13 protein-coding genes are annotated in these 14,506 nt (G+C 67.3%); 7 read left to right on the top strand and 6 right to left on the bottom strand.

Annotated elements, in window-relative coordinates; genetic code table 11:
* Nucleotides 1–29: 29 nt before the first annotated feature.
* Nucleotides 30–1,283: a formimidoylglutamate deiminase gene (locus GST15_RS06280; protein ID WP_159016344.1), complete on the top strand. Its 1,254-nt coding sequence runs from the start codon at nt 30–32 to the stop codon at nt 1,281–1,283.
* 78 nt (nt 1,284–1,361) lie between these two features.
* Here the strand turns inward: GST15_RS06280 and GST15_RS06275 are convergent, their stop codons facing one another.
* Complete coding sequence (locus tag GST15_RS06275; protein WP_159016343.1) at nt 1,362–1,865, bottom strand: methylated-DNA--[protein]-cysteine S-methyltransferase; 504 nt, start codon at nt 1,863–1,865, stop codon at nt 1,362–1,364.
* 93 nt (nt 1,866–1,958) lie between these two features.
* On the opposite strand from GST15_RS06275, the gene GST15_RS06270 reads away from it, so the two are divergent.
* Both GST15_RS06270 and GST15_RS06265 read left to right on the top strand, forming a co-directional pair.
* Entirely contained in the window at nt 1,959–2,516 is a 558-nt protein-coding gene (locus GST15_RS06270; protein ID WP_233263066.1) for a YybH family protein, read from the top strand.
* An 84-nt stretch (nt 2,517–2,600) separates the two neighbouring features.
* Nucleotides 2,601–2,912: a hypothetical protein gene (locus tag GST15_RS06265; protein ID WP_159016342.1), complete on the top strand. Its 312-nt coding sequence runs from the start codon at nt 2,601–2,603 to the stop codon at nt 2,910–2,912.
* Nucleotides 2,913–2,975: 63 nt separating this feature from the next.
* Here GST15_RS06265 and GST15_RS06260 read toward each other — a convergent pair whose 3' ends face one another.
* Nucleotides 2,976–3,803, bottom strand: coding sequence for a class I SAM-dependent methyltransferase (locus tag GST15_RS06260; RefSeq protein ID WP_233263065.1), 828 nt, complete (start codon nt 3,801–3,803; stop codon nt 2,976–2,978).
* A gap of 362 nt (nt 3,804–4,165) precedes the next feature.
* On the opposite strand from GST15_RS06260, the gene hutU reads away from it, so the two are divergent.
* From hutU to GST15_RS06240, 4 genes are all read left to right on the top strand, one after another.
* Nucleotides 4,166–5,845 (top strand): urocanate hydratase, encoded by a 1,680-nt coding sequence (gene hutU / locus GST15_RS06255; RefSeq protein WP_159016341.1) that lies wholly within the window; start codon nt 4,166–4,168, stop codon nt 5,843–5,845.
* Nucleotides 5,846–5,930: 85 nt separating this feature from the next.
* Nucleotides 5,931–7,205 (top strand): M24 family metallopeptidase, encoded by a 1,275-nt coding sequence (locus GST15_RS06250; protein WP_159016340.1) that lies wholly within the window; start codon nt 5,931–5,933, stop codon nt 7,203–7,205.
* A 195-nt stretch (nt 7,206–7,400) separates the two neighbouring features.
* Nucleotides 7,401–7,619, top strand: coding sequence for a polyprenyl synthetase (locus tag GST15_RS06245; protein ID WP_159016339.1), 219 nt, complete (start codon nt 7,401–7,403; stop codon nt 7,617–7,619).
* 265 nt (nt 7,620–7,884) lie between these two features.
* The gene (locus tag GST15_RS06240; protein ID WP_159016338.1) at nt 7,885–9,930 is read left to right on the top strand and encodes a M13 family metallopeptidase; all 2,046 of its coding nucleotides are present in this window, start codon (nt 7,885–7,887) and stop codon (nt 9,928–9,930) included.
* A gap of 149 nt (nt 9,931–10,079) precedes the next feature.
* Here the strand turns inward: GST15_RS06240 and GST15_RS06235 are convergent, their stop codons facing one another.
* From GST15_RS06235 to GST15_RS06220, 4 genes are all read right to left on the bottom strand, one after another.
* Nucleotides 10,080–10,523 (bottom strand): SRPBCC family protein, encoded by a 444-nt coding sequence (locus tag GST15_RS06235; RefSeq protein WP_159016337.1) that lies wholly within the window; start codon nt 10,521–10,523, stop codon nt 10,080–10,082.
* Between the two features lie 303 nt (nt 10,524–10,826).
* The gene (locus tag GST15_RS06230) at nt 10,827–12,527 is read right to left on the bottom strand and encodes a hypothetical protein (protein WP_159016336.1); all 1,701 of its coding nucleotides are present in this window, start codon (nt 12,525–12,527) and stop codon (nt 10,827–10,829) included.
* A gap of 209 nt (nt 12,528–12,736) precedes the next feature.
* Nucleotides 12,737–13,513 carry an ABC transporter permease gene (locus GST15_RS06225; protein WP_425482199.1) on the bottom strand — a complete coding sequence of 259 codons (777 nt, stop codon included), beginning with the start codon at nt 13,511–13,513 and terminating at the stop codon, nt 12,737–12,739.
* Nucleotides 13,510–14,502: an ABC transporter ATP-binding protein gene (locus GST15_RS06220; protein WP_159016335.1), complete on the bottom strand. Its 993-nt coding sequence runs from the start codon at nt 14,500–14,502 to the stop codon at nt 13,510–13,512. The genes GST15_RS06225 and GST15_RS06220 overlap by 4 nt, the downstream gene beginning before the upstream one ends.
* Nucleotides 14,503–14,506 lie beyond the last annotated feature (4 nt).

Here is a 14,506-nt window from a genome sequence, read left to right as displayed (position 1 = left end):
ATGCCGTCCATGCCATCGGGAACGCCACCATGATCTGGACACCGCAAGGCTGGCACGGCGTGCAAGGCGATGTCGACGGCCGATGGCGCGTTCCCGGCATCGCGAACCTGCATTCGCATGCCTTCCAGCGCGCGATGGCGGGCATGGCCGAGCGCCAGACCGATGCATCGGACTCGTTCTGGACGTGGCGCGAGACGATGTACCGCTTCGCCGCGCGCTTCGATCCCGACACGCTGCACGCCGTCGCCGCGCAGTTGTACGTCGAGATGCTCGAGGCCGGCTACACCAGCGTCTGCGAATTCCATTACCTGCACCACGCGCCCGACGGCAACGCGTACGCCGATCCGGCCGCGATGTCGCAGGCACTGGTCGCTGCCGCGCGCGACACCGGCATCCGCATGACCCTGCTGCCGGTGCTGTACATGAGCGGCGGCTTCGACGGGCGCGCGCTCGGCGAGCGCCAGCGACGCTTCGGCCACGCGGTCGACGGCTTCCTCGCGCTGCTCGAACTGCTGCGCCGGCAGGAAGGCGACATGCTGCGGATCGGCTGCGCCCTGCACAGCCTGCGCGCGGTGCCGGCCGATGCGATGCAGGCGGTGATCGCCACGTTGCCAGCGCAATCCCCACTGCACATCCACATCGCCGAGCAACTCGGGGAAGTGCAGGATTGCCTCGCCCTGCGCGGCGCGCGTCCGGTCGAATGGCTGCTCGCCAACGCCGATGTCGACTCGCGGTGGACGCTGGTCCACGCCACGCATCTCACCGATGCGGAAGTCGCGGGCATCGCCGGCAGCGGCGCCACCGTCGCCATCTGCCCGACCACCGAGGCCAACCTCGGCGACGGCCTGTTCCCCCTGCGCGCCTACCTGGATGCCGGCGGCGCCTGGGGCATCGGCTCGGATTCGCAGATCTCGGTGTCGCCGGTCGAGGAACTGCGCTGGCTCGAATACGGCCAGCGCCTGGCCACGCACCATCGCAACATCGCGGTGCGGGCCGACAGTGCCAGCGTCGGCGAGACCCTGCTGCGCGACGCGCTCGCCAGCGGCGTCAACGCGACCGGGTTCGTCGCCACCGATGACTGGATCACGCTGGATGCCGATGCGCCGCAATTCGCCGGCATGACGCCAGCCGACGCGATCGATCGCTGGATCTTCAGCGGCAATCGCAACCTGGTGCGCGATGTCCACGTCGACGGACAACAGCGCGTCGCCGATGGCCGCCATCGCGACCGCGATGCCATCGCCGCGCGCTTCCGCGCCGCCATGTCGAAATTACTCGCATAGCTGCTCTTCGCAGGAGCGGCTTATAGCCGCGAGCTGTTGTTTCTTCGCGCTCGACAGGCTCGCGCCTGCAAGGTGCTCCTACGAAGAGCCGAAAAGATCCCCGGTCTCGATCGCTCCTTCCAGCTCCAGCAAAAACCGCTTCGTCGGCAGTCCGCCACCGAATCCGGTGAGGCTGCCGTCGGCGTCGATCACGCGATGGCAGGGCACCACGATCGGCAACGGATTGCGTCCATTGGCAGCGCCGACCGCGCGCATCGCATTCGGCTTGCCGATGCGCGTGGCCAGTTGCGCATAGCTGATGGTTTCGCCGTAGGGGATGGTGCGCAGTTCCTGCCAGACGTCGAGCTGGAAATCGGTTCCCCGTGGCGCGAGCGGCAGCTCGAACGTGCATCGCGTGCCGGCGAAGTAGTCATCGAGTTGCGCGCGCGTCTCGCGCAGGATCGTGTCGTCGTCGGCCGACTCCCAGTCGTTGTCGCGCCTCGCGGGATGCCGCGGACCGTCGAACTCGATCAGGCGCAGGCCGACGTGATCCGCGGCCAGCAGCAAGGGGCCCACCGGGCTGGGGACGACCGAATAGCGCATGCGCGCAGGCTAGCACCGCAGCCGCGACCGGACTTCCGGCACGGGCACGGCTTGCGCGGCGGGCCCATGCTGCAGCCACCACCGGAGATCGCCATGGATATGTCCCGATCGCTCGCCGCACTCGCGTTGCTGGCTCCCCTGGCCGCTGCGATGGCCGCAACGCCGGTCGACGTCAAACCGGCGCCACCGCAGGCACGCATGTCCGCCGCCGAGTGCGAAGTCTGGGCGCGCGAACTCAGCTTTGCCCAGTCGGTCGCCGAGCACGATGCGACCGCGTTCGCGACCCACGTCGAAGACAACGCGGCGTTTTCCGCGGCCAGTCCACAACCGCTACGCGGGCGTGACGCGATCACCAGGGCCTGGGCAGGACTGATCGTGGGCAAGCCGGTATTGCTGAGCTGGTATCCCGATCGCACCACGATTGGCGGTGCGCCCGACATTGCCGTCTCCAGCGGCCCGGCGCTGTTCGAGGACGTCCGGCCGGGGGCCGATCCGCATTTCTCGATCGGCCGCTTCCAGTCGGTCTGGCATCGCGGCATCGACGGCGTCTGGCGCGTCCTGTTCGACGATGGCGTCCCGCCGACGCCCGCGACGCAGGCGCAGGTGGACGCCTTCCATGCCGGACGCCAGCCGGTGTGTCCACGCGGCTGACAGCGGCTTAAACGCCCGGCCCCGACTCACGTCCGAAACCTTCCGCAAGGCGTATAAAACACGGGTCGACGTTGGAGGTGACCCATGAAACGCATCCTTTTCGCCAGCCTGCTGTGTGGCCTGGCATTCGCGGCGGCGGCCCAGCAACCACCGTTCGCGCAGGCGCCCGAGCCGCATGAGCTGAAGGCGGCCGACGCGAAGAACCAGGCGACCAATCCGTTCTGCCTGCAGGAAACCGGCTCGCTGATCACCAAGGCGCACAACCAGCGCGTCAAGTCGGATGCCGACAAGCGATGCGCACCGGTCCCGGGACGCGTGTGGTCGCGTCGCGACATCGAACGCACCGGCCTGGACATGGCCGATGCCTTGCGACAGCTGGATCCGTCGATCCACTGACGCGTCGCTCGAGCAATCAAGAACGCCCGGCATTGCCGGGCGTTTGCGTATCCGCAGCTTTCGTTACTTCGCCGACTTCGGCTTGCGGAACTTGTACGCGAACTGATCGGTATGGCCACGGATCGCCGGGTCGAACACCTTCAGCGTGTGGTCGTCGGCCGGATTGCGCAGCACCTCGCTCTCGCCGACATATTCGAAGCCCGCATCCGTGACCTGCTTCCTGACGAAAGCCGGATCGATGCGATGCAGCGTGTCGGTATCGCGCAGTCCCGAGCCGGTCTCGGCGGCGTGGTCGATGACGATGTAGGTGCCGCCCGGCTTCAGCGCGGCGAACACCGCCTTGTCGAGCAACGCCGGATCGGTCGGACCCATGAACGTATCCGGATAGTCGTGGTAGTTCTGCGAGGTGAACGCCACGTCGACCGGCTTCGGCACGCGCAACGCGGCCGCAGGCTGGATCAGGATCTCGATGTTGCCGTAACCCTGCTTGCCGAGCGCGCGCATCCTGTCGGCGCCTGGATGGCCCTTCTCCATCTCGGCCGGCAATTCCGCATAGACCGTGCCCTTCGGCCCGACGACCTTGCTGAAGACGCGGGTGAAGTAACCGCTGCCGGGGATCAGTTCCAGCACGCGATCACCGGGCTTGGCTTCGGAGAAAGCGACCAGCTCGGCGACGTGCCGGCGCGCGTCGATCTTCGCGTCCTCGGCACGGCCGGGGTCGGCGACCGCCTTCGCCACGGCCGCGGGCACGGAAGGCGCGGGCATGTCGTGCATCCCTTCCATGCCCGGCATCGACGCCATGTCGTGCGTGGTTGGGGCCTGGGCGAAGGCCGCTGCGGTCGCCAGGCTGGCGAGGGCAACGGCGAGGGCGGACGTGGCGAACCGGTTCATGGCGCACTCCTTGGCGGCGGGGGACAGTGACGCTAGCAAGCGCCGGAACGCGCTGCCACTGCCTGAGGTCACCGGCCGGCGCCACGCTCTTCGTAGGAGCGGCGTAAGCCGCGACCGGAAGCCCCCATGTGCTGCGGCCGCCGCTCTTCGTAGGAGCGACGTAAGTCGCGACCGGAAGCCCCATGCACATAGGCATCTCGCTCTTCGTAGGAGCGACGTGAGTCGCGACCATGAGCTTCACGGGCGCGGCGTGGCTTCCGGTCGCGGCTTACGCCGCTCCTACGAAAGGCCCATTCCATCGGCCCCGGAGCAGCCCAAACCCCCGATGCGATAATCCGGCCATCACGCGACCAGGCCCACCCATGTCCAACCGCAACGATCCATCCCGTTTTGATGCAGGCCGCCACATCCGCGCCCCGCGCGGAGCCACGCTCACCTGCAAGTCCTGGCTGACCGAGGCGCCATACCGGATGCTGCAGAACAACCTGGACGCCGAAGTCGCCGAGAACCCGGCCGAGCTCGTCGTCTACGGCGGCATCGGCCGCGCCGCGCGCAACTGGGAGTGCTACGACGCGATCCTCGAATCGCTGAAGACACTCAACGACGACGAGACCCTGCTGATCCAGTCCGGCAAGCCGGTCGGCATCTTCCCCACGCACGTCGACGCACCGCGCGTGCTGCTGGCCAACTCCAACCTCGTCCCGCACTGGGCGACGTGGGAGCACTTCAACGAGTTGGATAAGAAGGGTTTGATGATGTACGGCCAGATGACGGCCGGTTCGTGGATCTACATCGGCTCGCAGGGCATCGTGCAGGGCACCTACGAAACCTTCGTCGAGATGGGCCGCCAGCATTACGCCGGCGACCTCACCGGCAAGTGGATCCTCACCGCGGGGCTGGGTGGCATGGGCGGCGCGCAGCCGCTGGCCGCGTCCTTGGCCGGCGCGTGCAGCCTCAACATCGAGTGCCAGCAGTCGCGCATCGACATGCGCCTGCGCACGCGTTACGTCGACGAGCAGGCCAGCGATCTCGACGACGCCCTCGCGCGCATCGAGAAATACACCAAGGCAGGGCAGGCGAAATCCATCGCGCTGCTCGGCAACGCCGCCGAAATCCTGCCGGAACTCGTGCGTCGCGGCGTGCGTCCCGACGCCGTCACCGACCAGACCAGCGCGCACGATCCGGTGCACGGCTACCTGCCGATCGGCTGGACGGTCGAGCAGTGGTTCGCGGAACAAAAGAACAACCCCGAACACGTGCGCGACACCGCCAAGCAGTCGATGCGCGTGCACGTCGAGGCGATGCTCGCGTTCCAGGCGATGGGCGTGCCGACCTTCGACTACGGCAACAACATCCGCCAGATGGCCTTCGACGAAGGCTGCAAGAACGCCTTCGACTTCCCCGGTTTCGTCCCCGCCTACGTGCGCCCGCTGTTCTGCCGCGGCGTCGGCCCGTTCCGCTGGGTCGCGCTCAGCGGCGATCCCGAGGACATCGCCAGGACCGATGCCAAGGTCAAGGAACTCATCCCCGACGACAAGCACCTGCACCGTTGGCTCGACATGGCCAGCGAACGCATCGCCTTCCAGGGCCTGCCCGCGCGCATCTGCTGGGTCGGCCTGGGCCTGCGCGACAAGCTCGGCCTCGCCTTCAACGAGATGGTGCGCAACGGCGAACTGAAAGCCCCGATCGTGATCGGCCGCGATCATCTCGATTCCGGCAGCGTCGCCTCACCGAATCGCGAAACCGAATCGATGAAGGACGGCTCCGATGCCGTCAGCGACTGGCCGCTGCTCAACGCGATGTTGAACGTCGCCGGCGGCGCGACCTGGGTCTCGCTGCACCACGGCGGCGGGGTCGGGATGGGCTACTCGCAGCACTCGGGCGTGGTGATCGTGTGCGATGGCACGGTCGAAGCCGACAAGCGGATTGCGCGGGTGTTGTGGAATGACCCGGGGACCGGTGTGATGCGGCATGCGGATGCTGGGTATGAGGAGGCGAGGGAGTGTGCTCGGGAGATGGGGTTGAAGTTGCCGATGGTGTGAAACCCGCTTGCGCCCCGGCGCGGACACTCGCGCGCCGACTCGGCCGCATACTGCGAAGCATCCTTGGCATCGGTCCGGAGTCTTCATGCGTCGTCGCGACTTCCTCACTGCGGCTGTAGCTGTCACCGGCGCCGCGTCCACGTCACTCCTGCTGTTCGGCCGGTCGGCCAAAGCCGCGCCTCCTGCGCCTGCCGGGCTGGCCGGATTGACCTCCATGACCGCCGGCGCCAAACCAATCTCGGTCGAGGAGCGCCTGGCGCGCATCGCCAAGCTGCAGCGACTGATGGTCGACCAGAAGATCGGCGCCTTGATCCTGGAGTCGGGCTCGAGCCTGGATTACTTCACCGGCGTCCAGTGGCGTCGCTCGGAGCGTACGACGGCGGCCGTGATCCCGGCCCGGGGCGACGTCGTCGTCGTGACCCCGGCCTTCGAAGAACCCTCGATCCGCGAGACCCTGGCGGTGGGCGGCGACGTGCGGCCCTGGAATGAGGATGAGAGCCCGTTCGCGCGACTGGTTGGCGCGCTTCGCGACCGCGGCGTCACCTCCGGCCCGATCGCCTTCGAATCCACGACGCGTCTTTTCATCGTCGACGGCGTGCGCGACGCAAGCGCGGGGGCCTACAGCGTGGTGTCCGGCGATGCCCTGGTGAAAGCCGTCCGGCTGATCAAGTCGCCGGCCGAACTCGCACTGATGCAGACCGCCAATGACGTCACGCTGGCGGCGCTGCGCCACGTCCATGGCAACGTCCGCGCGGGCATGCGTCCCGACGAGATCGCCGCCATGGTGAACGCCGCCACCGTGGCCCTCGGCGGTGAGCCGGAATTCGCGCTCGTGCTGATCAACGAGGCCAGCGCCTATCCGCACGGCTCGAAGCAGCCGCAGACCCTGCGCGAGGGCTCGGTCATCCTGATGGACGTGGGCTGCACCGTGCATGGCTATCAATCGGACATCTCGCGCACCTGGGTGATGGGCCAGCCAAGCGCGAAACAACGAAAGGTCTGGAATACCGTCAAGCGGGGCCAGGAGCTTGCGCTGGCGACCGCCAAGCTGGGCACACCGGTCGGCGCCATCGATGACGCCGTGCGCGCCTACTACGAAAAGGAAGGCTGGGGCCCCGGCTACCACCTGCCCGGTCTTCCTCACCGCACCGGCCACGGCATCGGCCTGGATGGCCACGAGCCGCCTTATCTTGCCCATGGCGACGCCACACTGCTGGCACCCGGCATGTGTTTTTCCGACGAGCCGGGCCTCTATATCCCCGGCGAATTCGGCATCCGGCTGGAAGACTGCTGGCACATGACCGAGACCGGTCCGAAACTTTTCACCGCGCTGGCCAGGTCAATCGATGATCCGATCTGATCCAAAACAGGGTGAAAAACAGGGGTCAGAGTGCACTTTCCCGCTGGTGCCCCGGGTGCGCATTCGCTTACCCGGGCTACGTTCTTTGGCGGCTGGCGGCTTCCAACGAAAAACGCGGGTCCGAAAAACGCGGGTCGGAGTCGACTTCTCTCCGCACGGCGCACAATGCATCCCCGCGAAATCAATCGGACAGTCATGGACGCCGAAACACTCATCAGCGCTGCCTTGCGCGAAGCGGGCTACGGGCCCGACGCCATCGGCTCGGCGCTGCCCAGGATCATGCGCATCCTGGATGCGGAGGACGTTCGCGTCGCCGTCGGCCGCAGCCTGTCACGCAAGGAACGCGAATACGTGCGCGTACAACTCGAGCTGGGGCTCAGCGTGTCGGAGATCGTTGCCGGGTTGAAGCGTTGAGCCAACGTAGCCCGGGTAAGGCGAAACACGGGTCAGAGTGCACTTTCCGACCAGCCCCACTTGCCTTGTGTCTCGCTCGGGCGATGGGCCAACGTAGCCCGGGTAAGGCCGCAGGCCGCACCCGGGACGCGAGGGGGAAGCCCCGGGTGCGCTTCGCTTACCCGGGCTACGGTCAATCGTACGCCGGCCGCCCATGACCTCCAGCCCTTGCCACTGCCGGGCTTCACCGGGACAGTGCGCGACTGATCTTCCCCCGGAGCGCCTGATGGCCCGTCTCACGATTTCCCTCCGCGTCACGTTGCTGTCGGCCGCATTGGCGTTCGCCACGGGCAGCGCGTTCGCCGCTGACGCGCCGCAGGATTTCCTCGCCGCGCACATGGATATGTCGGTCGATCCGGGCGTGGATTTCTTCCAGTACGCGAATGGCGGGTGGCTGAAGGCACATCCGATCCCGGCGTCCGAGGCGGCATGGGGCATCGGCAACGAGGTCGATGACGAGCTGTACGCGCGCCTGCGCGGGATCAGCGAGTCGGCGGCGGCGCAGAAGGCGGTGCCCGGCAGCGACCAGCAGAAGATCGGCGATTTCTGGGCGACCGCGACCGATGTCGCGCAGGCCGATCGCCTCGGCCTGCATCCGCTGGATGGCGAGCTTAAGCGCATCGATGCGATCACCTCGCCTGATGGCGTGCTCGACACGGCGTTCGCGCTCCAGCCGCTCGGTGTGCGCAGCCTGTTCCGGATCGGCATCGGACAGGACGACAAGGACAGCGCGACGATGGCGGTGCAGGTCGGGCAGGGCGGCCTGGGGCTGCCGGAGCGCGACTTCTACTTCAATCCGGAAGCGGGTGTTGCGAAGATCCGCGCCGCGTATGTCGACCACATCGCGCGTACGTTCACGCTGCTCGGCCGCGACCCGGCCACGGCGCAATCGGCCGCCGCGAAGGTGATGGCATTCGAGACCGCGCTGGCGACGGCGTCGCGAAAGCTCGAGGACCTGCGCGATCCGGAAAAGAACTACAACAAGATGGCGCCGGCGGAATTCACCGCGAAGTACACGCCGTCGATCGACTGGAGCGCGCGGCTCGCGGCCTGGGGCATTCACCCCGCCTACGTGATCGTCGGCCAGCCGGAATTCTTCGCGGCCGAGGACACGCTGCTGCGCGGGACGCCGGTGCCGGTGCTGCAGGATTACCTGCGCTACCACCTGGTCGACGACTACGCGCAGTACCTGTCGAGCGCGGCGGACACGGAGTACTTCGATTTCCACGGCCGCGCGATGTCCGGGCAGCAGGAGCAGCGCCCGCGCTGGAAGCGTGCGCTGGATGAAGAGAACGACGCGATGGGCATGGTGCTCGGTCGCATCTTCGTCAAGCAGTACTTCCCGCAGGCCTCCAAGCAGCGCTACACGGCCATGGTCGAGGCGATCCGCGGCACCTTCCATGACCGCATCGAGCGCCTGGACTGGATGGGCGCGGACACCAAGGCCAAGGCGCTGGCCAAGCTTGCGGCGGTCACGCCCAAGGTCGGTTATCCGGACAAGTGGAAGGATTACTCGGCGCTGGTGGTCGGGTGCGACTCGTATGCGGCGAACGTCATGGCGGCGCAGCGCTGGCAGTTCAACGACAACCTGGCGAAGTTCGGCAAGCCCGTCGATCGCACCGAATGGGACATGACGCCGCAGACGTACAACGCCTACTACAACCCATCGAACAACGAGATCGTGTTGCCGGCGGCGATGTTCATGGTGCCGGGCGTGCCGGATGCGCAGGTCGATGACGCCGTCGCCTACGGCTACGTCGCCGCGGGCACGATCGGCCACGAGATCACCCACGGTTTCGACGACCAGGGCCGCCAGTACGACGCGAAGGGCAACCTCTCGGGTTGGTGGACCGCGCAGGACACCGCGCGCTTCAACACCGCCGCGCAGCGGATGGTCGACGAGTTCAATGCCTACGAACCGCTGCCGGGCCTGCACATCAACGGCAAGGCGAGCCTGGGCGAGAACATCGCCGATTACGGCGGCCTGCTGCTCGGCCTGGAAGCCTTCGAGAAGACGGCGCAGTACAAGAAGGGTGAAACGATTGGTGGACTGACGCCGACGCAGCGCTACTTCCTCGGTTACGCACTCGGCTGGATGAGCCAGCAGCGCGATGAACGCCTGCGCCAGCGGCTGCTCTCCGACGTGCACGCGCCGGCGAAGTGGCGCGTGCTGGGGCCGATGTCGAACATCCCCGAGTTCTACAAGGCATTCGGCGTGAAGCCGGGCCAGCCGATGTGGCGCGCGCCGCAGGATCGCGTCCGCATCTGGTGATGCCGTCGCCGGCGTCAGCGCCGGCCGGCACGGTCCGCCGAACCTTCTATCGGCGGACATCCTGCTGCGCTGGCGTGGTGGCGCCCATGAATACTGCTCGTCGGTGACGTGTTCCATCCACTCGACCGACGTGAGTGTTCGCGCGCGGCCTACCCCTGGACCTCGGCCTCCACCAGTTTGCCGAGCAGTTCCAGCGATTGCTGCCAGCCGAGATAACACTGCTCGAGCGGGATGACGTCCGGCAGGCCTTCCTGCACGACGTTGAGTTCGGTGCCGCAGGACACCGCCTTGAGGGTGATGGTGACCATGATCTCGCCGGGGAGGTTGGGATCTTCGAAGCGGTCGCTGTAGCGGATGCGTTCGTTCGGCACCAGCTCCAGGTAAGTGCCGCCGAAGGAGTGGGTCTGGCCGGTCGAGAAGTTGGTGAACGACATCCGGTAGCGTCCGCCGACACTTGCATCCAGCTCGTGGACCTTGCCGGTGAAGCCGTGCGGCGGCAGCCACTTGGCCTTGGCATCGGCATCGAGGAAGGCGCGGTAGACGCGCTCGGCCGGAGCGCGCAGCACGCGGTGGAGGCGGACGGTGCTTGGCATCGGATTCTCCTTGGGTGATGGAAGGGTGCTTCCCTGTGCGACGTTTGGATGGGACCGGAATCGACAAGCCAGCGTAGCCCGGGTAAGGCCGCAGGCCGCACCCGGGGCATCATCGCGATTCGATCCCGGATGCGCTTCGCTTATCCGGGCTACGGTGATCGACACAGGCGGCCCGAGCGGGGTTTCCTGCAGGTCCACGCCGCCCATGCCGACCATGTGGCAGGAGTTGCAGCTGATCGCGTGGCTTTCGGAGAGGCGGGGTTCGAAGTGCCGCCGCGTTTGGCATGGCCGCCTGGCGCGCCGTCAACGCACGCGCGTCAGGTAGATGCCCGCCCATCCGGCTTCCTCGCTGGCCATCGACGCATTGATGACGAGCTGGCTGCCGCGGAAGCCTTCGCGCTCGATGCCCACGCTGGTGATCGGCAGGGCGACGCCCGTGTCCGGATCGACCGCCTTCGGGTCGAGCGCGGTGCCCGGCATGCCCGTGGCGGCCAGTGTCCGCAGGGCGGGCACGATCGCGGGCCGCAGGTAGATGCCGTCCACCAGGTCCACGTAGCTGCCGCCCACGAGTGGCCCCTTGCGGGCCTTGAACGCGGCGCGGAACAGTGGGGACGAGGGCAAGCCCGAGACCGAGACGAAGGCCGCCGAGCGCCAGCGCGCCGGCTCGCCGTCCTCTTCCGTCGCCTCGCCGGGCACCTGGCCGGAGAAGGTCCAGAACAGGAAGGTGCTGAACGTCGTCGGCGACTTGGCGATCGCCCATGTGCGATGCAGCACGGTGTCGTGCACGAACATCCCCTGGTGCACCGGCACCTGCACCGTGTGGCCGTTCGGGTACTGCTGGCGGCAGAAGGCGAGCAGGTCGGCGTTGCCGTCATCCGGGCAGGTCAGCACCAGCGGCTCGGTCTCCAGGCCCCAGGCGCCCCAGAAGGCGACGAAGCGGCCGTCGAAGGAGAGCCCTTCGCCCAGCTGGCGGAAGCGCTGCCCAGTGGCTTCGCCGGGTACGTGGTCGCCGATGCGGACCAACGCGCGCAACGCCGGAAGCGGCTGCGCGAGCGGCGCCAGGTAGATGCCGCCGGCGGTCGGCTGGTCTTCGTTGTCCACGCCGAGGAACACCATCCGGCTACCGGCGGCGGTCGGCGGGGCGGTCGAGCCGAAATGCGTGGCCGTGCCGGGGATGTAGCTGTCGCTGTTGGCGATCAGCACGACCGGCAGGGTGCCGCTGCCCGGCGACAGCGGCGCGCCGTTGGCGATCGGGAAGGGGGTGTTGGTCAACCGGCGGTAATACACGCCGGTCTTGCTGGTGGTGCCGACGGTGTAGTTGCCCTTGAACACGATGGTGTCGCGGCGGGTCACCGACGGCGCGCCCGGGATGATGTCGAACGCCGTGCCCGGCTGCTCCGGGACCTGGAAGAAGGAGAACGCCGGCACGCTGCCCAGGCGGCTTTCGCCGGTCACCACCGGACCGAACGGGTTCGCATAGACGCCATTGGTGCCGACCTGCTCGACCACCTCGCCGGCGTCGTCCACCACCTGCCAGACCGGCGGATGGTTACCGCGCGTGGCCACCGTGGACGACGTCGCGTCGATGCGCGGGAACGCCGGCGTCTCTCGGAACGTGGTGCCGCGGTTGTTCGGCTGCGGCACCACCGTGGTGCGGTCGAGCACGCGGATGATCGCGCCACCCGCCGCCATGTTGCGCCTGTAGATACCTTGCAGCGGCTCACCCTGGCCGCTGCCGCCGCGGCTGCGCGCACGGAACACGACCAGGCCCGCCCGGTTCACGGACGGCTGGTTGAAGCTGTTGAACGTGCGGCAGGCCGGCGTGGGCGCGCTGGGTGCGCAGGTGGACGAGGGAATCAGGTTCCCGTTGTTCGCCACCGTCGTCCACTGCGCGTTGCTCTGGGGGGCGCCCCAGGCGAGCAGGGGCAGGAGCAGCGACAACGGCAGGACAGGTCGCGCCACGCGGAGCGCGCGGCGTGGGGTGGACGCGATGGGCATGTGCATGAAGGATCTCCGGGGAATGGGAATGGCACGCGAGCCAGCCTGCCTTCCACGCGAGAGCCGTTGTTGATCTTCGTCAATGAGGGAGAGTGTCCTGCGCGGGGCAGTCCCGCGCCTGCCCGCGGCCTTCACGCGACGCTGGCGGAGCGGCGCGCGGTCAGTTGACCTCGATCAACACCCGCGCGTGCCACGGCGTCATCCGGGCGCCTCCCTCACGCCTTGAGCTTGTATCCCGTCCGGAATACCCACCACACCGCCACGAGGCATAGCACCAGGAAGCCCAGCGTCATGCCCGCGCTGACGACGACGTTGACGTCGGAAATCCCGTAGAAGCTCCAGCGGAACCCGCTGATCAGGTACACCACCGGATTGAACAGGGTGATCTTCTGCCACAACGGCGGCAGCATGTTGATGGAGTAGAACGCGCCGCCCAGGAAGGTCAGCGGGGTGACCACCATCAGTGGCACGACCTGCAGTTTCTGGAAGTCATCCGCCCACAGCCCGATGATGAAACCGAACAGGCTGAAGGTCACCGCCGTCAGCAGCAGGAAGCACAGCATCCAGAACGGGTGCAGGATCGTGTAGGGCACGAACAGCCGTGCGGTGATGAGGATCAGCACGCCGAGCATCACCGACTTCGTTGCCGCCGCGCCGACATAGCCGATCACGATCTCGATCGGGGAGATCGGCGCGGACAACAGCTCGTAGATCGTGCCCGCCCACTTCGGCATGTAGATGCCGAATGATGCATTGGAGATGCTCTCGTTGAGCAGCGACAGCATGATCAGGCCGGGAATGATGAAGGCCGCATAGCTGACGCCGTCCACGTGTCCCATGCGCGAGCCGATCGCCGCGCCGAACACCACGAAGTACAACGACGTCGACAGCACCGGCGACGCGATGCTCTGGGTGATGGTGCGGAAGGTGCGCGCCATCTCGAATCGGTAGATCGCGCCGATGCCATACACGTTGATGCCATGCGCGTTCATGCGCGCGTCTCCCGGCCGCCGGGTGCCACCGCTGGCCTGCTGCCTTCGCGTGCGCCGGAGTGCACCAGGCTGACGAAGATGTCCTCCAGCGAGCTTTCGCTCGAGTGCAGGTCCTTGAAGTCGATGCCCTGTTCGCCCAGGCGTCGCAGCAGTGCGGCGATTCCGGTGCGCTCGGCCTGCGCGTCGAAGGTGTAGACGAGTGCCTGGCCGTCGTCGACCAGCTCCAGGGGTTCGCCGGCCAACGCGTCGGGAATGCGCCCGAGCGGCGTCTGCAGCTGCAGTGTCAGCTGCTTCTTGCCCAGCTTGCGCATCAGCACATGCTTGTCCTCGACCACGATCAGATCGCCCTTGCTGATCACGCCGATGCGGTCGGCCATCTCCTCGGCCTCTTCGATGTAGTGCGTGGTCAGGATGATGGTGACGCCGTTTTCGCGCAGCTCACGCACCATCTGCCACATGTCGCGGCGCAGTTCGACGTCCACGCCCGCGGTCGGTTCGTCGAGGAACAGGATCCGCGGCTCGTGCGACAGCGCCTTGGCGATCAGGACACGGCGCTTCATGCCGCCGGACAGGGCCATGATCCGGCTGTCGCGCTTGTCCCACAGCGACAGCGCGCGCAGGACCTTTTCCAGGTGCGCCGGATCCGGCGGCCTGCCGAACAGGCCACGGCTGAAACGCACCGTCGCCCACACGCTCTCGAACGCATCCGTCGACAGTTCCTGCGGCACCAGCCCGATCGCCATGCGTGCGGCGCGCGACTCGCGCACGATGTCGTGGCCGTCGGCGAACACCGTGCCCGACGTCGCATTGACGATGCCGCAGACGATGTTGATCAGCGTGGTCTTGCCGGCGCCATTCGGCCCCAGCAGCGCGAAGATCTCTCCGCGGCGGATGTCGAGGCTGACGTCCTTGAGCGCGTGGAAGCCCGAGGCGTAGGTCTTGCTGACGTTCTGGATCGAGACGATGGGTGCCGCGGCGGTCGACGTCATGCGT

Origin of the sequence: Cognatiluteimonas profundi, assembly GCF_009792795.1 — a bacterium.
GTDB classification, from domain to species: domain Bacteria; phylum Pseudomonadota; class Gammaproteobacteria; order Xanthomonadales; family Xanthomonadaceae; genus Cognatiluteimonas; species Cognatiluteimonas profundi.
This window is presented reverse-complemented; position numbering and strand designations above follow the sequence as displayed.